Origin of the sequence: Kribbella sp. (assembly GCF_035687465.1) — a bacterium.
GTDB lineage: Bacteria > Actinomycetota > Actinomycetes > Propionibacteriales > Kribbellaceae > Kribbella.
Map to the genome: position 1 here is coordinate 1 of NZ_DASRXP010000451.1, position 18675 is coordinate 18675.

At 68.0% G+C, this 18675-nt stretch carries 22 protein-coding genes and 1 riboswitch; of the genes, 7 read left to right on the forward strand and 15 right to left on the reverse strand.

Translation table 11 applies throughout. From position 1 onward, the window contains the following. Positions 1-361 (reverse strand): glycerophosphodiester phosphodiesterase family protein (locus VFG33_RS23540; RefSeq protein ID WP_325055102.1); only part of this gene is annotated, 361 nt, incomplete at its 3' end. Positions 362-482: 121 nt separating this feature from the next. Here VFG33_RS23540 and VFG33_RS23545 point away from each other — a divergent pair. Beyond that, on the forward strand, positions 483-1457 hold the full coding sequence (locus VFG33_RS23545; protein ID WP_325055103.1) for a zinc-binding alcohol dehydrogenase family protein: 975 nt from the start codon (positions 483-485) through the stop codon (positions 1455-1457). On the opposite strand, the gene VFG33_RS23550 is transcribed toward VFG33_RS23545, so the two are convergent. The 6 genes from VFG33_RS23550 to VFG33_RS23575 all read right to left on the reverse strand — a co-directional run bounded on the left by VFG33_RS23550 (position 1454) and on the right by VFG33_RS23575 (position 6396). Then, positions 1454-2800 carry an LLM class flavin-dependent oxidoreductase gene (locus tag VFG33_RS23550; RefSeq protein ID WP_325055104.1) on the reverse strand — a complete coding sequence of 449 codons (1347 nt, stop codon included), beginning with the start codon at positions 2798-2800 and terminating at the stop codon, positions 1454-1456. The two genes, VFG33_RS23545 and VFG33_RS23550, sit on opposite strands and share 4 nt — an antisense overlap. Continuing rightward, positions 2797-3546, reverse strand: a complete 750-nt coding sequence (locus VFG33_RS23555) for an ABC transporter ATP-binding protein (RefSeq protein WP_325055105.1) — start codon at positions 3544-3546, stop codon at positions 2797-2799. Before VFG33_RS23555 ends, VFG33_RS23550 begins: the two co-directional genes overlap by 4 nt. Continuing rightward, positions 3522-4376, reverse strand: coding sequence for an ABC transporter permease (locus VFG33_RS23560; RefSeq protein WP_325055106.1), 855 nt, complete (start codon positions 4374-4376; stop codon positions 3522-3524). The genes VFG33_RS23555 and VFG33_RS23560 overlap by 25 nt, the downstream gene beginning before the upstream one ends. Next, positions 4373-5464 carry an ABC transporter substrate-binding protein gene (locus VFG33_RS23565; protein ID WP_325055107.1) on the reverse strand — a complete coding sequence of 364 codons (1092 nt, stop codon included), beginning with the start codon at positions 5462-5464 and terminating at the stop codon, positions 4373-4375. The genes VFG33_RS23560 and VFG33_RS23565 overlap by 4 nt, the downstream gene beginning before the upstream one ends. A 61-nt stretch (positions 5465-5525) precedes the next feature. Further along, positions 5526-6098 carry a flavin reductase family protein gene (locus VFG33_RS23570; protein WP_325055108.1) on the reverse strand — a complete coding sequence of 191 codons (573 nt, stop codon included), beginning with the start codon at positions 6096-6098 and terminating at the stop codon, positions 5526-5528. Between the two features lie 151 nt (positions 6099-6249). Continuing rightward, the gene (locus VFG33_RS23575) at positions 6250-6396 is read right to left on the reverse strand and encodes a hypothetical protein (RefSeq protein ID WP_325055109.1); all 147 of its coding nucleotides are present in this window, start codon (positions 6394-6396) and stop codon (positions 6250-6252) included. A 144-nt stretch (positions 6397-6540) separates the two neighbouring features. Here VFG33_RS23575 and VFG33_RS23580 point away from each other — a divergent pair, with 144 nt between their 5' ends. The 3 genes from VFG33_RS23580 (at position 6541) to VFG33_RS23590 (ending at position 8077) form a co-directional block, all read left to right on the forward strand. Continuing rightward, on the forward strand, positions 6541-7035 hold the full coding sequence (locus tag VFG33_RS23580) for an RNA polymerase sigma factor (RefSeq protein WP_325055110.1): 495 nt from the start codon (positions 6541-6543) through the stop codon (positions 7033-7035). Further along, positions 7028-7603 (forward strand): methylated-DNA--[protein]-cysteine S-methyltransferase, encoded by a 576-nt coding sequence (locus tag VFG33_RS23585; protein WP_325055111.1) that lies wholly within the window; start codon positions 7028-7030, stop codon positions 7601-7603. Before VFG33_RS23580 ends, VFG33_RS23585 begins: the two co-directional genes overlap by 8 nt. 255 nt (positions 7604-7858) lie before the next feature. Next, positions 7859-8077, forward strand: a complete 219-nt coding sequence (locus VFG33_RS23590; RefSeq protein ID WP_325055123.1) for a hypothetical protein — start codon at positions 7859-7861, stop codon at positions 8075-8077. On the opposite strand, the gene VFG33_RS23595 is transcribed toward VFG33_RS23590, so the two are convergent. The 5 genes from VFG33_RS23595 to VFG33_RS23615 form a co-directional block, all read right to left on the reverse strand. Then, positions 8074-8754, reverse strand: a complete 681-nt coding sequence (locus tag VFG33_RS23595; RefSeq protein WP_325055112.1) for a class I SAM-dependent methyltransferase — start codon at positions 8752-8754, stop codon at positions 8074-8076. The two genes, VFG33_RS23590 and VFG33_RS23595, sit on opposite strands and share 4 nt — an antisense overlap. Before the next feature lie 37 nt (positions 8755-8791). Further along, on the reverse strand, positions 8792-10126 hold the full coding sequence (locus tag VFG33_RS23600) for a purine-cytosine permease family protein (protein ID WP_325055113.1): 1335 nt from the start codon (positions 10124-10126) through the stop codon (positions 8792-8794). After that, positions 10121-10245: riboswitch (TPP riboswitch) on the reverse strand. Its footprint overlaps the gene before it by 6 nt. A 22-nt stretch (positions 10246-10267) precedes the next feature. Beyond that, the gene (locus tag VFG33_RS23605) at positions 10268-10939 is read right to left on the reverse strand and encodes an alpha/beta fold hydrolase (RefSeq protein ID WP_325055114.1); all 672 of its coding nucleotides are present in this window, start codon (positions 10937-10939) and stop codon (positions 10268-10270) included. After that, on the reverse strand, positions 10936-11880 hold the full coding sequence (locus tag VFG33_RS23610) for a hypothetical protein (RefSeq protein WP_325055115.1): 945 nt from the start codon (positions 11878-11880) through the stop codon (positions 10936-10938). The genes VFG33_RS23605 and VFG33_RS23610 overlap by 4 nt, the downstream gene beginning before the upstream one ends. A 54-nt stretch (positions 11881-11934) precedes the next feature. After that, positions 11935-12687: a DUF3152 domain-containing protein gene (locus VFG33_RS23615; RefSeq protein ID WP_325055116.1), complete on the reverse strand. Its 753-nt coding sequence runs from the start codon at positions 12685-12687 to the stop codon at positions 11935-11937. 288 nt (positions 12688-12975) lie between these two features. On the opposite strand from VFG33_RS23615, the gene VFG33_RS23620 reads away from it, so the two are divergent. After that, positions 12976-13317 (forward strand): DUF3037 domain-containing protein, encoded by a 342-nt coding sequence (locus VFG33_RS23620; RefSeq protein ID WP_325055117.1) that lies wholly within the window; start codon positions 12976-12978, stop codon positions 13315-13317. A 101-nt stretch (positions 13318-13418) separates the two neighbouring features. On the opposite strand, the gene VFG33_RS23625 is transcribed toward VFG33_RS23620, so the two are convergent. After that, the gene (locus VFG33_RS23625) at positions 13419-14612 is read right to left on the reverse strand and encodes an ATP-binding protein (RefSeq protein WP_325055118.1); all 1194 of its coding nucleotides are present in this window, start codon (positions 14610-14612) and stop codon (positions 13419-13421) included. A 166-nt stretch (positions 14613-14778) separates the two neighbouring features. Here VFG33_RS23625 and VFG33_RS23630 point away from each other — a divergent pair, with 166 nt between their 5' ends. Then, on the forward strand, positions 14779-15807 hold the full coding sequence (locus VFG33_RS23630; protein WP_325055119.1) for a GTP pyrophosphokinase: 1029 nt from the start codon (positions 14779-14781) through the stop codon (positions 15805-15807). Here VFG33_RS23630 and VFG33_RS23635 read toward each other — a convergent pair. Beyond that, the gene (locus VFG33_RS23635; RefSeq protein ID WP_325055120.1) at positions 15794-17215 is read right to left on the reverse strand and encodes an MFS transporter; all 1422 of its coding nucleotides are present in this window, start codon (positions 17213-17215) and stop codon (positions 15794-15796) included. The genes VFG33_RS23630 and VFG33_RS23635 overlap by 14 nt on opposite strands. Continuing rightward, positions 17212-17820: a TetR/AcrR family transcriptional regulator gene (locus VFG33_RS23640; protein ID WP_325055121.1), complete on the reverse strand. Its 609-nt coding sequence runs from the start codon at positions 17818-17820 to the stop codon at positions 17212-17214. The genes VFG33_RS23635 and VFG33_RS23640 overlap by 4 nt, the downstream gene beginning before the upstream one ends. A 141-nt stretch (positions 17821-17961) precedes the next feature. Between VFG33_RS23640 and VFG33_RS23645 the strand changes: the two genes are divergently transcribed. After that, positions 17962-18675, forward strand: a 714-nt coding sequence (locus tag VFG33_RS23645; protein WP_325055122.1) for a siderophore-interacting protein, incomplete at its 3' end; no start/stop codon positions are given.

Consider the following 18675-nt stretch of genomic DNA (forward strand, 5'->3'; position numbering starts at 1 on the left):
CGAGCGGGCGACCGGCATCCCGCACCGTCGCCAGCAGGGTCTCCAGTGTGAGCACCTTGGTGAGGTCCGGCGAGGGCAGTTCGGCTTCGTCGTCCAGGTCGGCCCACGGGTTCTTCCACGAGCCCCAGTCGAGGCTGTCCAGCTCCTCGAGGCTCATCGTGGACAGCACCCCGCTGCCGTTGGAGGTCCGCTCGATCCGCCGGTCGTGCACGCAGACCAGATGACCGTCGGACGTCAGCCGGACGTCACACTCGAGGCCGTCGGCCCCGGCGTCGACCGCCCGGCGATACGCCGCCAGCGTGTGTTCGGGACTGACTTCGCTCGCGCCACGGTGGGCCACCACGCTTGGGCGTTTCCCCATGAGGACAACTCTGGCACGCGAGCTCGGCAACCCGTAGCCGAGGCACGCCAGCGGCGTGGAAACCGGTTTCTTCACCCCGTGACCAAACGGCCTTCTCCGGCCCGCGGGTAAGACTGGACTCATGCAGATGCGGGCGGTTGTGCTGGACGGGCCGGGGCCGGCCGACGACATGCGGGTACGGCGGGTCCCAGTGCCGGAGGTTCAGGCCGGGTGGGTACGGATCAAGGTGGAGGCGTTCGGCCTGAACCGGTCGGCATACCACCTCCGGGCCGGACTCGCGACGAATGCGAAGTTCCCGATCATCCCGGGGATCGAGGCGACCGGGACGGTGGACCTCGCGCCGGGCGGCGAGTTCGCGCCGGGGCAGCAGGTGGTCGCGATGATGGGCGGGATGGGGCGGGAGTTCGACGGCGGGTACGCCGAGTACACGGCGGTTCCGGTGAGCTCGGTGCTGCCGGTGAAGACAGACCTCGACTGGGCGACGCTCGGGGCCTTGCCGGAGATGTTGCAGACGGCCCACGGTTCATTGCACACCGGGCTCGGAGTCCAACCAGGGCAGACGTTTCTGGTGCGCGGCGGTACGTCGTCGGTCGGGGTTGCGGCGGCCGTGCTGGCGAAGGAATACGGTTTGACCGTCTTCTCCACAACGCGGAATCCAGCACGGGTGGAGATGCTGCGGGAGCTCGGGGTGGATCACCCGTTGGTTGACGACGGCAACATTGCGGCGAAGGTCCGCGAGATCGAGCCTGACGGCGTCAACGCGGCACTGGAACTGGTCGGCACCAACGTCTTAGCGGACACACTGCGAGCGACCGCAGTACATGGCACGGTGTGCTTCACCGGGATGTTGAGTGATGCCTGGACGATCCCGGACTTCTATCCGATCGGGTATCTGCCGAACGGCGTGCGACTGACGGCGTACGGCGGGGAGAGCTCCGACCTGCCGGCAGAGGCGTTCCAGCGGTACGTCGATCTGGTGGCCGCCGGCAAACTCCCGATCCGGGTGGACCGGGAGTTCACCATGGACGAGATCGCCGAAGCCCATCAGGTGATGGAAGACGGACGCGCGGTGGGAAAACTCGTCGTACGGGTCTAACCGAGCGCGTACGTCGCATTCGACAATTGCACGTACTGCGAATCCGGCCGGGGCAATCCGTAGTGCTCACGCAATGTCGTTCCTTCGTACTCCGTCCGGAACAACCCACGCCGCTGCAGGATCGGCACGACCTCCGAAGCAAAGGCCTCGAGCCCTGAAGGCAGCACGGCCGGCATGATGTTGAACCCGTCGGCAGCACCGGCGTCGAACCAGGACTGGATCGCGTCCGCCACCTGCTCCGGCGTACCGCTGAAGGTTCGATGCCCACGGCCACCACCGAGCCGGCCGACCAGCTGGCGCACGGTCAGCTTCTCCCGCCGGGCCAGCGTGACGATCAGGGTGTAGCGGCTCTTCGCCCCCTCGATCTCGTCCTCGTCCGGCAGGTCGGCCGGCAACTGCTGGTCCAGCCGCAGGTCCTCGGGCTTCAACCGGAGCGTCTTCGCCAACTGGCTCAGCGCGTACTCCGGCTTGATCAGCTCGTCCAACTCCCGCTCCAGCCGCAACGCCTCGGCCTCGGTGCCACCGATCACCGGAACGATGCCCGGCAGGATCTTCACGCCGTCGGGATCCCGCCCGAGCGCGGCCGTGCGGGCCTTGAGGTCGGCGTAGAAGTCCTGCGCGTCCGCCAGCGTCTGCTGAGCGGTGAAGACGGCTTCGGCGTACCGCGCGGCCAGTCCCTTGCCGTCCTCGGAGGACCCGGCCTGCACGATCAACGGATGCCCCTGCGGTGAACGCGGCAGATTCAGCGGCCCGCGCACCTGGAAATGCCGCCCGACGTGGTCGATCGGGTGCACCTTCGCGTTCTCGCCCCAGACGCCGGCCGCCTTGTCCGCGAGAGTCGCGTCGTCCTCCCACGAGTCCCACAGCTTGAACGCGACCTCGAGGAACTCGGCCGCCCGGTCGTACCGCTCGGCATGCGCCGGCTGGTCGGCCAGGTTGAAGTTCTTCGCCGCCTCCGGACCGGCCGTGGTCACCACGTTCCAGCCAGCCCGGCCGCCGCTGACGTGATCCACGCTGGCGAACCGGCGAGCCAGGTTGAAGGGATCGTTGTACGTCGTGGAGGCGGTCGCGATCAGCCCGATCCGCTCGGTCGCGGCCGCGATCGCGGTCAGCAGGACCGTCGGTTCCAGCGATCCGGCCGGGCGACGGCCGACATCGCCCCACAGCACCGGCGAGTCCGCGAAGAAGATCGAGTCGAACTTCGCGCGCTCGGCGATCCGGGCCAGGTTCTGATAGTGCGAGATGTCGGTGTTCGCCACCGGGTTGCTCTCGGGCAGGCGCCACGACGCCTCGTGGTGCCCGGTACTCATCAAGAAGGCGTTCAGGTGCAGGAAACGGCTCACAGCGATACTCCCAAGGCATCCAGTAGGCGGGTTCGGACGGCGGCGAAGCCGGGATCGGCAGGGCTCCGTGGCGCGGCCAGTTCGATCTGTTCCTCAGCGACGATCCGTCCCTCGTCGAGCACGATCACCCGGTCGGCGAGCACGATCGATTCGTCCACGTCGTGGGTGACGAGCAGCACGGCCGGCTGATGTGCCTCGCAGAGCTTCCGCAGCAGCACGTGCATCTTCAGCCGGGTCAGCGCGTCCAGCGCCCCGAAGGGCTCGTCGGCCAGCAAGAGCTCAGGCTCACGCACCAGCGACCGCGCCAACGCGACCCGCTGCTGCTCACCACCCGACAACTCGTTCGGCCAGGCAGTCTCCCGCCCGGCAAGCCCGACCTCGGCCAGACTCTGCCGTCCGCGCTCGTCGGCCTTGTTCAGACCCAGTACTACGTTGTCGAGCACCCGGGCCCACGGCAACAACCGTGAATCCTGAAAGACCACAGACACATTCCCCGGTACGACGAGATCTCCCGTGCCGGCCACGTCGTAATCCAGCCCGGCCAAGGCCCTGAGCAACGTGCTCTTGCCGGATCCGCTCTTGCCCAGCAGGGCAACGAACTCCCCGGGCTTGATCTGGAGATCCACGCCGTCGAGCACGGACCGGTCGTCGTACCGTCTGACCAGTCCGCGGACCTCGACCGCGTTCTGGTCCGGCGTCAGTCCGCGGTCCCGCGTGAGTGTCAGTCCGCCAGTGTGCGTCGCCATGACAGCGTCCTCCTCTGGATCAGCCGGACGGCTCCGTCGGAGAGCAGCCCGAGTACGCCGTACAGGACCAGGCCGACGACGATGATGTCGGTCTGGCCGTAGGTCCGGGCCAGCTCCATCATGTAGCCGATACCGCTGGTCGAGTTGATCTGCTCGACCACCACCAGCGACAGCCAGGCGGCCGTCACCGCGAACCGCAGTCCGAGCAGGAACCCGGGCAGCGCACCCGGCAGCACGACCCGGCGGATGAAGCCCCAGCGGGACAGGCCGACGGTCTCGGCGAGCTCGACGTACCGGCTGTCGATGGTGCGCAGGCCGTTGTGGGTGTGGATGTAGATCGGCACGAAGACGCCGAGGGTGATGGTGGTGATCTTCATCGATTCGCCGATGCCGAGCCAGAGGATCAGCAGCGGCAGCAGCGCGAGCGACGGAATCGCCCGCTTGATCTGGATCGGCCCGTCGAGGATCGCCTCGCCGAGGCGGCTGAGCCCGGACAGCAGGGCCAGCACGGTCCCGAGCAGGATGCCGAGGCCGAGACCGGCGAAGGCTCGTTGGGTGGAGGTGAGCAGGTTCGACTGGAGCCTGCCGTCCGCGATCAGGTCGCCGGTTGTCGTGACGACCGTCCAGGGCGCCGAGAGGACCCGGGGATCGAGCCAGCCGACGGCCGACCCGAGGCTCCAGATAGCGAGCAGCAGGACCGGACCGATGGCCGCGCCGAACTTGATCTGCTTGCCCGGTCCCAGGCGCTTGCGACGGCGCAGCGGCCGAACGCCGACGGCCTGCTCGCGCTCGGCCCTGACGCCGGTGAGAGTGGCCAGCCCGCCGCTCATTTCGCTGCTCCGGTCGAGGCCGCCTTGATCGCGTCGACGGCGACGCTCTGGAAGCGCAGGTCGTAGAGGTCGGTCGCCTGGATCACCGGGTTCTTGGTCTCCGTCGCCAGCAGCTCGATGGTCTCCTGGTGACGCTTGATCGCGTCACTCCAGTCGGCGCTGATGTCGGGCTTGCCCGCGTTGTCCACGAGCCACTGACCGTCTTCGGCGGTGAGGCCCTGGTCCTTCACGTAGTAGCCCTCGATCCATTCCTTCGGGTGCTTGTCGATCCAGTCCTGAGCGACACCCCAGGCGGCGACGTACGCCCTGATCGCGGCGGCCTTGCCTTCGTCCTCGAGCGAGGACGTCGGCACGTAGAGGTGGCCGGCGTCGTCCCGGATGCCGTGCTGGATGGTGGTGCCGCCGTCCTTGCCGTACTTGGTCAGGTACCGCTTGATCGACACCCCGCCGATCGGAGCGACGTCGACCTGCTTGGCCGCGAGCGCGTTCGGATAGACATCGCCGGTACTGGGCAGCTCGATCAGCTTGACGTCTTCCTTGGTCAGACCGGCCTTCTTCAGGACCTTGAGGATGAGCGCGCCCTGGGCCTGGCCGGGGCTGTAGGCGATCTTCTTGCCGCGCAGGTCCGCGAGCGTCTTGACCTCGACCCCAGGGGCCACGCCGAGCTCGTAGATCGGGTGGTTGATCGGGTCCTGGCGGAACTTGGAGGCGACGATCTTCACGTGCAGACCGGTCCAGGTCGCCTGGATCGACGGGATCTCCGCGACCGCGCCGACATCGAGCGCGTTGGCCCGGAACGCCTCGGTGGTCTGCGGGCCGCCGCTGAGGTTCGCGAACTGGACGAAGCCGGAGACCTTGTCGACCTGCCCCGACAACTCGAGCGCCTTCTGCGTGGTGGGGTCGCCGACCACGATCTTGGCGCCGGCCGGCACGGTGGTCGGCAGCGCGGCGTCGAGGGCCAGCTTCGTACCGGTGCCGCCGGCATTCGCGTCACCACCACAGCCGGCCAGCAACAAGGCTGTTGCCAGAGTCAGCGCAGCAAGAACGCTGGATCGCGTTGTTCTGCTGGGATTTCGGAGGATGGGCATGGCGGGTCCCTCTCAGGTCAGGCGCTTGCGAAGGTCAGGAAGCTTGCGAAGTCAGCGGAGATCAGGCCGGGCGGTGAGTGGTCGCGTAGCGGCCGTCGTGGTAGAGCAGCGGCTCGTGGTCGCGGCGTTCGGCGTGGGTTGCGAGCCTGGCCACGACGATGTGGTGGTCGCCCACCGCGAACCGGTGCTCGACCAGCCCGCGCAGGTAGCTCGGGGCTTCGTCCAGCACGGGTTCACCGCTGCCGAGCCGGGACCACCGCGTCGGTTCGGCGAACCGGTCGATCCCACTGGTCGCGAACCGGCCGGCGATCTCGTGCTGGCCGGCGTCGAGGAAGTTGATCACCAGGCTGTCGGACGCCTGCAGGGTCGGCCAACTGGACGCGGTGGTGGCGATGGAGAACGACACCAGCGGCGGCAGCAGGCTGACCGAGACCAGCGAGGTCGCGGTGAACCCGGCCGGACCGTGGCCGGCGTCGGCGGTGATCACCACGACTCCGGCCGCGTGCCGGCGGAACACCGAGCGGTAGACGTCGGCGTCCACGGTTCGTTCTGCGAGCTGGGCGGGGACCTGGGCGGGTACCACGCTCAGGCCGGGTCGTCTGGTCTGGGCAGGGTTGATCGCATGAACGGACATGTCTCTCCCTCAGAACGGGGCAGGGACGACCGGCAGCGGACAGACAGCGACACCGCGACCGGGCGGGGTGGGGGTTTTGCTGGCCTTCACCGGCGGATCAGCCGAGGCCACACGTTCGGCGTACGGCCTGGGCAGGCCGGAGTACGGGTGATCAGCGACAGGTGGCGCTGGCCGTGCGCATCTGATCGATGACGCGACGGCGGGTGAGCAGACGGCTGACCAGCACGGGCAGCGAGTGGCTCTGCAGGCGGCTGCGGGCCGCCTCGCCACTGCGCAGGTGCTGCCAGGTCGTCGTCATGTCAACGACTCTCTCATCAAAGTCGACTGGAGAACTAGACAATCTCGCCATCCGGGACAGCTGTCCCAAAGTGACCGCAGGCTGGAACGACACGCCCTCGGGTTGCCCTCACATCCCTGGGCGTGGGTGCGTTCTACTGGCGTGATGGTTTCGGAGCAGGTGACGCTGCCACCCTTCCAGGCGCTGATCGACGCGCACTGGCGGGACGTGGTGCGGCTCGCGCGGGCCCTGGCAGGGCCGATCGACGGCGACGACGTCGCCCAGCGGGCCTGGGAGAAGGCGTTCGCCGCTTATCCCGGTCTCACCTCGGCCCGGAACCTGCGCAGCTGGTTGCTCACCATCACCGCGCGCTGCGCGACCGACGTCCACCGCGCCCGGAAGCCGCAGAGTCCGCTGGACGAGGACCTGACGCTCGCAGTGGACGGTCCGGACGCCGCGGACTGGCCGGATCCCGATCTCTGGAAAGCGGTGAACGAGCTGCCCGAACGGCAGCGGTTCGCCGTCACGCTCAAATATGTCGGCGACCTGGACCACCACGGCGTGGCCGCTGCTCTGGACACCACGCCTGCCGCCTCCCGCCGACTCGTCAGCGATGCGCTCGCGACCTTGCGCACCAAACTCGGAGTACACCATGAATGATCTCGAGCAGCGGCTCAGCCTGCTGGACGCCTCGGCCGGCCCCACGGCCCGGCCGCCCGTTCTGCCGACAGCCGACGTCTCCTACACCCTGCACGACACCGCGATCGGCACACTGCTGCTCGCCATCGCGGCCGGCCGGGTGGTCGCGAGCTCCTTCGCCGACGAGGAGACCATGACGAACCGGCTGGCTCGAGCGATCTCTCCCCGGGTCCTCCGCCAGCCCGGCGAGCTGGACGACGTCCGCAGGCAGATGGACGAGTTCCTGGCCGGACGGCGGCACACCTTCGACCTGGAGGTGGACCTGACCCTGGCCACCCCCTTCCAGCGGCTCGTGCTCGGCGACCTGCCGATCCACACCAGCTACGGCCGCACTACGACATACGGGCGGGTGGCAGGCGAGATCAACCGGCCGAAGGCAGCAAGAGCAGTCGGTACTGCGCTGGGCGCGAACCCGCTCTGCGTCGTGCTGCCGTGCCACCGGGTGATCGGGGCCAGCGGGGCGCTGACCGGGTACGCCGGCGGGCTCGAGGCGAAGCGTTTTCTGTTGGATCTTGAATCGAAAACGTGACTTTTCCCCTGACCACGTCGGTGCATTTACACTGAGCGAACAAAGGAGCAGATCCCCAGTGTGGAGTGGGGATCTGCTTCTTGTTTTCCCCTTTCGGACAAGGCGATCCGGCCCCCCGTGAATTCCGCCGGGAAAGATATTTCCGAAAGATACTTCCGGTGGAATCCTGATCTGTCAGTCACTTGAAAGCGCTCTGTCAGTGGTACTGCCGACTACGCGAGCAAGGCGCTCGACGAGGCGCCGGAGCGGTTCATCCTGGTGGCGCACTCGGCCGGCGGGGTGGTGGGCTGCCAACTGCTCGCTCAGGCTCCCGAGCGGGTCCACGGCTTCCTGGGGATCTCGGCCCTGATCCCCCCGGGTCTGGCGAACGAACTCGCCGTGGCGGACAGGGTCGTCGAGACCTTCAAGCCTGAGTCCCAGCACCTCCCACAGGGCCTGGTCTCGTTGCTCGACGAGTTCCTGCCGGCCAACTAGTCGGTCTGGGGCTGGTGGATCTCGAGGATCAGCCGGCGGCGGCCGCCCCACTCGCGTTTGTAGACCTTGAAGTCCTCGATGCCCGCGGCTGCGCAGAGACGCCCGTAGCTGGCCTCGTCGTGGATGTAGTGCACGCTGCTGGTGCCGAAGTGTTCGGTCGTGACGATCCGGTGCTCCGGCCCCTGCCGCATCCCGTTGGCGATCTCCGACGCGGTCGCGGGTCCCCAGACCGGTCCCTCGATCACCGCCAGCCCGCCCGGCTTCAGCACCCGGGAGATCTCCCAGATCGTCGACATCTGCTCGTCCTCCGCGAACAACTCGTGGAAGGCCGTCCACAAGCAGATCACCGCGTCGAACGAGTCGGACTTGTACGGCAGATCCGTCATCGAGCCGATCGCCCAGTCGATCGGCAGCTCCTCCTCGACCGCCTTGGCCCGGCCCGCCTCGACCAGGCTCGGGGTGATGTCGAGTGCGCGGACGACTTTTCCGGCTCGCCGCAGCGGCAGAGCGATCCGGCCATACCCACAGCAGAGGTCGAGCACCGACTCGCGGCCTTCCAGGAGTTCGCCGACCGCCTCGACGATCGCCGCGTCCCGCTCAGGTGTGGTGCGCCCGGCGAGACCTTCAGCCCCGAGCTGTTGGTACTCGGCCCGGCTGCGCAATGCAGAGTTCAGCATTGCGCAAGTATCGCGGCCCAGCCGGTCACTGCCAACGTCAGATAGACGATTGAGACCTACCCAAGCGGCCGAACAGGATCGCGGCCAGCATCGACACGATGATCGACGTGTAAGTCGCGCCGAGCCAGCCCGGGACGGCGTTCCCGTTGAAGACCCACTGCTGGACATCCAGCCAGAAGGGCGACCAGCCCTTCACCGTGCCAGGGTTGACGAGTTGGTAGGCAACAAAACCGAAGACCCAGGCGAGGGTGGGCTGCCAGCGGAAGCGGGCGGTGTCGGAGACGTCCCAGCGCATCTTGCTGACCACGAAGAAGTCGGCGATCGCGACGGCGAACAGCGGGATGAAGACCGAGCCGATCAGGTAGAGGAACTGGGTGTAGTTGCCCAGGTCAACAAGCAGCGCGAGCACGGTCGCGATCACGCCGATCACGACTGAGATCCAGCGCCGGTCGAGGTGGCCGATCAGGTTGTGCGCGGCCATCGTGGTCGAGTAGACGTTGGCGTACGCCTCGTCCACCTCGTCCACCAGCAGGACGAACAACGCGATCGCGCCCGCGGGCAACGTCACCAGTGCGGTGATCACGTCGGTGCTGTTGGTCTGCAGGGTGGCGACCGCGATCACGCCGAGTGCGTAGTACAGGATCGCGGCGAGGCCGTAGCCCAGGGCCGAGCCGGCGAAGGCGGCCTTGTTCGTGCGGGAGTGCCGGGTGTAGTCGGCGGCGAGCGGCGCGAACGAGACGACACCGGCTGCGGCGAGGTCGACGGCGGGCCAGAAGCCGAAGACGCCGTCCTGCGGTAGATCGTGGACCGGCTTGCTGAGCACCTGGATGAAAAGGTAGGCGGAGGCAAGCAACACCAGCCAGACCATGAACTTCCGCAGGATTTTCACGCTGCCCAGCGGGCGGACCGCCATCGCCGTCGCGATCAGCCCGGCCAGCAGCACGAACAGCGGGCGCCACCGCTCGCTCGTCACCGCCACCGCGGCCTGGGAGATGACGATGATCTCCATCGTCGCCCAGCCGATGTTCTGCGCGATGTTCAGCACTGTCGGTGCCACTGAGCCACGGCGACCGAACAGGCCGCGCAGGCTGGCCATCGCCGGCGCCCCGGTCTGCGAACCGAACACCGCCGAGCCGCCGAGCACCAGCGCGCCGATCCCGCAGCCGACGACGACCGCGAGCAGTCCCTTCAGCAGCGATCCCGTGTACGCCGCGACGAGGGCGCCCGTCACGGGGCCGAACAGCGAGATCCCGAGGTTGCCCCAGAGGGTGAACTGGTCGAGGAAGCCCAGCGTTCGTGGGGCATCCGTGGTGAGGACGAGCGGCGCCTCGGTCGGCGTCTCGGACGAATCGCGTGCAGCAGTCGTGGTCATGGCTGACCTGCTCCCTACGCCGGCATTACCCGGTCAGGTTCAGGCGGTCGGCGACCCGGCTCTTCAGCTCGTCGCCCTCTCAGCCCGCCCTATCGGTGCGAGCTCCCGCGGAGATTTCGTTAGCGCGTCAACGATAGCTCGTCATCCGTTTTTGTATACACCGGCGTACCGCTGGATGAACGCGGCGAGCTCCCGGCCGTTCGTCAGCCCCGGCAGATGGGACCCGGTCGGCAGCGTCCAGGCCTCTCCGTGTGCGAGGTCCCCCAGTGCCTGGTTCCAGCGGGGCGGGCAGAGGCGGTCATGCTTCGACCGCAGGACCACGGTCGGCACTTTGAGCCCGGGTATGGCGGCGGCCAGGTCGTAGTGCCGCGCCGCGTCCATCGCGCGGGCCATCGAGCTGAAGCTGGTCCGGAAGTACTGCCGCGTGAGCGTCGGAACGTGGCGCGGTGGGTCCCAGATTGCCGATCGCATCCAGCGGCTTGCGAGGGTCGGCCAGGTCGACGCCCGCACGTCTCCACTCGGCGCGACCAGGATCAGCGCCTTCACCAACTGCGGGTGGTTCAGTGCGGCCGCCACCACGATCTGGCAGCTCGCCGAGTGCCCGACCAAGACAGCGGACTCCTGTTGTCCAGTCAGGCGTTCTGTGAGCCGCTCGGCCAGTGCCTCGGTGTGCAGGTCGTCGTCCTGGTTCGCGCGGGCGCCGTAGCCCGGCAGCGTCATGACCTCGTACGGCGCCTCCAGGTACCTCAGCGTCGGCGCATACGACTCCGGCCCGAGCCCGAGCCCGGGAACCAGGACGACCTTGGCGGTCATTCCCAGGGCGGCCGGTCCGGAGCCGCCTGGACGATCGGATTCGGTACTTCGGGCCTCAGCTCGCGATAACCGAGCGCGAACCCGGCCGCGAGGATCAGCAGCCCCATCCCGCCCCACCCGTACGCCGTTGGCAGCCGGTGAAGGGAGTCGTCGATGGCACCCACGCCGGTACTCAGCACCATCACCAGCCAGACGAGGATCGGTATCAGCGATACCGCGACGAGCCCGAGTCCGCCGAGCTCCACCGGGTCGGGCTGACGGCCGGCCTTCCGGCGGTTCAGCAGGTCGCGCAGCCACATGGCTAGTGCTGCCACCCCGATGATCAGCGTGAGGAGCTGGCCGATCGTGTCGATCACGTCGGTGCGGAGGGGGTGGTTCAACGGGGAACCGGGTGCCTGGGAGATCTCCCGCAGCGACACCCGCTGGACCGAGAGCGCGAGCAGTCCGTAGACCGCGGCGATCACGACGGCCAGCAGGACGACCCGAGCGGCCCGAGGATCACGCCGTACTGCGGGCTGGTCGTCCCGGCCGTACGTCGGGAGCTCCTGCTGGGGATGCGCCGGAGGACCGTACGGGTGGCCCGGGCGGTAGGCAGGCGGCTGGTTGTGAACCGCGGTTTGCCCGGCGTATTCGGCCGGCTGCGGCGCTCCGGCGTACTGGCCGGGCGGCGTTTGGCCGGGCTGGGCCTCGCCGTACGGGCCGGGCGGGGTCTGGCCGTAGGGCGCGGGCTGCTGGTCGCCGTACTGGCCGGGCCCGGGTTGGCCGGGTGGTGGCTGGTGCGGGCCGGGCGGCTGTGGTGCGCCGGGCTGGTCGGGTTGGGGTGGGGCGTACGGGCCGTAGGTGCTGCCGCTGTACGGGGTGGGTTTGGCGTAGTGGTCGGCCGGGTCGGGCTCGTCCGGGTCGTCGCCCCGGCCGTACGTCGGGAACTGGGGTGACGACATCGATGCTCCCTCGGCTCGGATCTGAACCTTCAGGTTCTCACGAGCTGGGTCGGACTACGTGGCTTTGACGGTCGGCCAGGCGTTGGGGAGGCATCCGCCGAGGCCCTTGGTCTGCTGCATCATCACCGGCGCCGGGGAGTTGGCCTTCGCGCAGGTGGAGTGTCCGTGGCCGAGAGCGTGGCCCACCTCGTGGTTGACCAGGTAGTCGCGGTACAGGTCGACCTTGCCGGCGTACGCGGGCACGGCATACATCCAGCGCTTCGCGTTCAGTACGACGCGGTCCTCCACCCGGCAGGAGACCTCGCCGCCGGTGTCGAGCGGCTTGCAGAGCTGGTCCGTCAGGGTCGGCGTGGCCAGGATGACGCGCAGGTCGGCGTCGGCGCTGTCAGTCCGCTCGAACCTCACCGGGTGGACCGCCTGCCAGCCGCGCGGGTCCGTCAGCGTCTTGTGCACCGCGGCGGCGACGACGGCTCCGTTGAACGACAGACCCTCTTCGATCTCGACCCGGTAGGTGAGCTTGTCGCGGTTCGCGCTCGCCTTGTTGGAGCCCGCGACCACCTTGAGCCGGCCGGTCGACACCGTCACGTTCGGCTTCGCACCCTTGGGCGGCCGGGTCAGGGTCGGGGCCGGGCGAAGCGGAGTGGTGAAAGTTGCCGAGGGCGTCGGAATCTGCGTCGGTACGACGATCGGCTGCTGCACCTGGCGCTCGGCGTTCGCAGTACCACCGAACTGCGCGGCGAGATTCCGCTGACTGGTGGCGTCGGGATGAACGATCATCACCACACCGAGCACGGCCAGCGCCGTCACCGAAAACCACTGAGCCTTGTACGACTTCTTCCGGCTATGCCGCCCACTCCGGCGACGCGCACGACCCCCACTTCGCCGACCGGACGCAGACGTCCCCGAACGCTGGCCAGTCCGCCCGGTGGTCATGTCGATTCACCCTAGCGACTCCCCGGTAATTCCCGAAAGAGCAGTTCCTGTCAGGTTCAGGACAAGACTTGGACCTGCAGCGAACTGCGGAACCCGCCCGGTACGTCTAGAGGTCCCTTGAGAGGGGATTACACGCGTTACGACTACTGAGTCATCCGCTACGTGCCGGACCCCGTTCGTGGCGAGTTCGTGAACATCGGCGTGATTGCCGGCGGAGGTGCCGATTGGTCATTCCGACGAGTGAGCAATCTCGGTCGCGCTGCCCAACTGGGTGGCTCGGCGACCACTGCGAACCCGTTCCTCCAGCGGATCGCGGCGTCCATCGAAGCACGGGTTCCCGGCGAACTTGGCGCTCCTTTCGGCAAGGGAGACGTTGAGGATCTCCGGGTGCGAATGAACAATCTCGTTCAGCTCTCGGAGGCGCGACCAGTCCTCGCGGTCACGTCGGAGGAGGCCGTCAACCTGGCGTTCGAGTTGATGGTTGTCGACTCGCCTCCGGCTTGAACCTTCACCACGACGGGTCCAATCGGCGACGGAAGAAGCCGTGTTTGCAGGGTGGGAGCGGCGACGGAGGAGTCGCGCGGGGGTCTCCCCGACGTACGCGGTTAGGCGGTTCGGGTGCGGAGGAATTTGCCGAAGTGGGGGACGGTGAAGGCTACGGTGCCTCGTTCGGCGGAGAAGACGAGGCCTTTTTTGATCAGGCCGTCGCGGGCCGGGGAGAGGGACTGGGGTTTGCGGCTGAGGGTGCTGGCGACTTCGGAGGTGGGGACCGAGCCGTCGTCGACGCCGATGCCCAGTTCTGCCATTGCGCGCATGTACTCGCGTTCGGCCGGGGTCGCGCGCTCGTAGCGGGAGCCGAAGAAGCCGACCGTGAGTTCGGCTGACGCCTCGGGGCCGGCGACCGCGACGTCCTTGATGGTGATCGGACTCGCGGGGGCGTGGTCCCAGGTGGCGTGGGCGAACGCCTGGACGAAGTACGGGTAGCCGTCGGTCTGGGCGTAGAGCTCGTCCAGCGCCTCTTCGTCGTACTGCACGTCCTCGCTCTCGGCCGGCACCATCAGCGCCCGATCGCAGGCTTCCCGGGCCAGTCGATCCACCCGGATGTAGCGGAACAACCGCTCGGAGTACGACTTGCTGGCGGACAGTACTGCGGGCAGATGCGGCAGGCCGGCGCCAACCACGACGAGCGGCGCACTCTGCTGCGAGATCTCGTGGCACGCGGCGCAGAGCGCGGAGAGGTCGTCCGCGCTGATGTCCTGCATCTCGTCGATGAAGACACCGACACCGACGGACAGGTCGTTCGCCAGGTCGGCCGCGTCCATGAACAGCTCGATCAGATCCATCTCGAGATCACCCGAGTCGGCCCGGCCCTTCGCGGCGACCACGTCGACCGGCGGATGCCAGCGGATGCCCTTGCGATCGTTCTGCGCGGTCCGCAGTGCGAAGGCCTTCAACACAGCACTGAACTGGTCGACCCGTTCGTCGTCGCGGTGCCGGTGACCGAGCTCTCGCATCGCCGTGTGCATCGCCTGCGCGATCGGCAGCCGGATGCTCTGGTCCGGGCGGGCCTCGATCTTGCCGGTGCCCCAGGCGCGCTTGATCGCCTGGCTCCGCAGGGTGTTGAGCAGCACGGTCTTGCCGACGCCACGGAGTCCGGACAACACCAGGCTCCGCTCCGGCCTGCCTGCGGCGACCCGCTCGAGCACCACCTCGAACTGCCGCACCTCGGTGTCGCGTCCGGCCAGCTCAGGGGGCCGCTGACCGGCGCCGGGCGCATAGGGATTCCTGATCGGATCCATGCATTTCACTCTATGAGGGTCTCTAGCGTTTTCCTTAGATTTCGCTAGCCAACCCGATCGCGTGTCGCTGATCTGTCAAATTCCTCACCCCTCTAGCGAAATCCCTAGATTGTGCTAGACGGCGGTATCGGTCCCGATCGACGGCTCGTTCCACTAAGGTCGCCGCATGGGCGGGGTCGAGGTGCGGGAGTGGTCCGTGCAGGCGGCTGCGCAGTACGAGCGGGCGCATCAGCAGTACGTCGGCGGTGCGCGGAAGCTGGAAGCCCTCATCGACGAGCTGATCGGTGAGGAAGAGGGCATCAACTACCTGAGCGCCACGGCCCGGGCGAAGGATCCCGAGTCGTTCCTGGCGAAGGCGTCGAAGCCGAACCCCGACGATCCCACCCAGCCGAAGTACGACGATCCGCTGAACCAGATCACCGACCTCGTCGCGGCCCGGGTGATCACCTTCCTGGCCGAGGCGGTGGACCGGGTCTGTGAGGTGATCGAGGCCGAGTTCGACATCGTGGAGCACACCGACATGGGTGCGCACACCCGGGCCCAAGGGGTCTTCGGGTACGCCAGCAAGCACTACCTGGTCCGGTTGAACGCGCACCGCCGCGACCTCCCGGAGTACGCGGTGCTGCGCAACCTGACCATGGAGATCCAGGTCCGTACGGCGGTCCAGCACGCGTGGGCCGAGTTCGAGCACGACATCCGGTACAAGCTGGACATCCCGCCGGAGCGCAAGCCGGAGTTCGACCGGAGGTTCCTGCTCGCGGCCGCGCTGATGGAGCTCGCGGACAACGAGTTCACCGAGATCGACCGGCTCTACCGCGAACTGGCGGCCGCCGCGGACGACGCGGCTCCGATGGACCTGACCACGGCGACGCTGACCACCTATCTGACCAGGCGCTACCCGGACGCGCCGCACGCGAAGACGAACCACTACGCCTGGATCCTGGGCATCCTCGCCAGGCTCGGCGTGACCACCGAGGAGCAGTTGACCGAGCTGCTCGCCGGAACCGACAGTGCTGCGGTGCAAGCCGCGATGACCCATCGCTTCCCGGCCGGAACAGTCCGCCGACTCGACGACGATCTGCTTGCGGCCAAGGGTTCGGAGTACGTGGAGCTCTTCCCGGAGGAGGAGCGGCGGCAGAAGATCCTCCGCGGCCGACTGAAGGCGCTCGGCCGCGCCGGCATCATCGAGAACTGACGAGATCCTTCGCGACGTTCTCCGCCGTACGCCGGGCCCAGCGGCTGGTGGTGATCAGTCCGAGGATGAGGACGAGTAGACCGCAGCCAGCGATGATGAACCAACACAGTCGCGCGGCTGGGACGAACCCGGTCTGCAACGGGCCGACGAGTCGCGCGGTCAGTACGGACCCCACGATCGCGACGCCGAGCGAGGTGCCGACCTGGCGGCTGGTCGAGGCGATCGCGGCCGCCACGCCCGCCTGGGAGCGCGGCATCCCCGACACCGCCGCGTTGGTGATCGGCGAGTTGAGCATGCCGAACCCGATGCCGAAGATCAGGTACCCGCCGAGCAGCGCCAGAGTCGACGTGTCGTCGGTCAGTCGGGACAGCACCAGGCCGCTGATCGTGAGCATGCAGCCAGCCACGACCAGCGGCAGCCGAGGCCCGCGGTTGCCCACGATCCAGCCCGACAGCGGCGCGAACACCACCGTCATCGCTGCCATCGGCAACGTCAGCAGTCCCGCGTGCAACGCGGTGAAGCCCCGAGCCTCTTGTAGATAAAGGGAGTTCAGGAACAGGAACCCGGCCAGCGCGGCGAACCCGCACACCGCGATCACCGTCGCCCCCGAGAACGGCGCACTCCGGAAGAACCTCGGATCGAGCAACGGCTCGACCCGCCGCCGCTCGTACAGAACCAGACAGACCAGCGCCAGTACTGCGGCGACGAAGCATCCGATGATCAACGGCGAGGTCCAACCGGCGGCCTGTCCCTCGATGATTCCGAAGGTCAGCCCGACCAGCAGGATGATCACGAGCAACTGCCCGACCGGGTCGAGCCGGCGCGCCACGGCGGCCCGGGACTCCGGCACGAACAAGGCGGTCATCACGATCGCGAACACCGCGACCGGCACGTTGATCCAGAAGATGAAGCGCCAGCCGGCCGAATCCACCAGCGCACCACCGACGACCGGCCCGACCGACATGCTCAGCCCGACCACGCCACCCCAGACCCCGATCGCCTGGGCGCGTTCGCGCGGATCGGTGAAGGTGTTGGTGATGATCGACATCGCCACCGGGTTGAGCATCGAGCCGCCGACGGCCTGCAGCATCCGGAACGCGATCAGCAGGTCGATGCTCGGCGCGATACCGCACAGCAGCGAGCCGGTCCCGAAGAGGACCAGCCCGACCTGGAAGGTCCGACGCCGGCCGACCCGGTCCGCGGTCGAGCCGGACAGCATCAGCAGGCTCGCGATCACCAGCGTGTAGGCGTCGATGGTCCACTGCAGCTTGGACACCGAGGCGTCGAATTCGGACCGGATCGACGGCAGCGCCAGGTTCACGATGGTCGAGTCGAGCCCGACAATGAACAGACTCGAGCAGCAGATCGCGAGCACCAGCAACCGCCGGCGGCGGCTGAGCTCGGTCACCGCGCGTCTACCAGGTCGTCCAACCCTCGCAGCACCACGTCGAGCTTGCGCCCCATCCAGTACGCCGGGTCGCCGCCGACCGCCTCGAGCACGACCTGCAGGATCACGTGATCCTCCGGCTCGGGCAACCGGCGTTCCATCGCCTCCCGCAGCCGATCCCGCGGCACGTCCTTCAACCGGGCAGCCGTTCGCGCGGTGTCGCGGACCAGGTCGAGAACGATGTCGGCGGCAAGCACAGCGAGACCGACCTCGATGCCGCTGGCAACCAGCGAACGCCCGAGCTCGAAACCTTGCCGGGCGAGCACGTCCTGGGCTGCCGGATTCGCCGAGACCGCGCCTGCCAGGCCCGGATAGCGGGTGTAGATCTCCCAGCGCGACCACGCGGCCGACTCCAGCGACGCCCGCCAGTCGTCGGCCTCGGGCAACGGATGGAGGTGCACCACGCGCTCGACGCCCGCGACCACCAGGTCGTCCCGATCGCGGATGTGCCGGTAGAGCGCGGCATGAGAGGCCGCCAACTGCTCCCCGATCCCGGTCAGGGTGAGATCCGCGAAACCCGCGGCCAGCACGGCGTCACCGATCAGTTCCCGACTGAGACGGGGCACCGGACCGGGCCGTCGTCGTCCTGAGATCGGGTCCGCACGCACACCTCTCAGTCTAGGCTTCAAGTTATGAGTAAGGGTTACCTTGCTTGATTGTTACAAGGTGTCATAGATTCTTCGGAGCTACCGGCGGAAGGCGGTCCGATGGGGATCAATGACGAACTGCGCGCCCGCAATCGGGCCGGGACCAGGATCCGGTTGCGGACTGCCGCAGTACTGCGGAGCCGCCCGCTGACGCCGAGAATGCACCGGATCACGCTGGCCGGACCGGAGCTCGCGGGCTTCGAGCAGGCCATGTTGCCGGCGGACTCGATCAAGCTCGCGCTCCGGCCGGCGGGTGAACCCGGGCCGACCGTCTTCAAGGACGGCCTCTTCACCGACGGGGTGAGGCCGGCGTTCCGCGTCTACTCCGTGCGCCGGTTCGACCCGGTGACCACCGAGCTCGACCTGGACCTCGTGCTGCACGACGGAGGGCCTGGCGTCGAGTGGGTGCGGTCAGCCACGCCAGGCGATCCGGTCTCGTTCGTCGGACCGCGTTCGGAGTTCGTGGCGGCGCCTGATGCCCAGGCGCAGCTCCTGGTCGGCGACGAGACTGCAGTTCCCGCCGTGGCGGCGATTCTTGAGTCGTTGCCGCCGGGCCGGCCGGTCCGCGTAGTACTGGCGGTGCCCGGGCCCGAGTATGTGCTGCCGTTGGGGCATCAGGGTGCTGCCGAGGTGACCTGGCTGGAAGCCGGTACTCCGGAGGCTCTGGTGAAGGTGGTTCGCGAGTTGGAGGTCCCCGCCGGAGTACAGGCGTGGGTGTCTGCCGAGGCTCGAGTCGTCCGGAGCATGCGCGAAGTACTGCGGGAAACGGTGGAG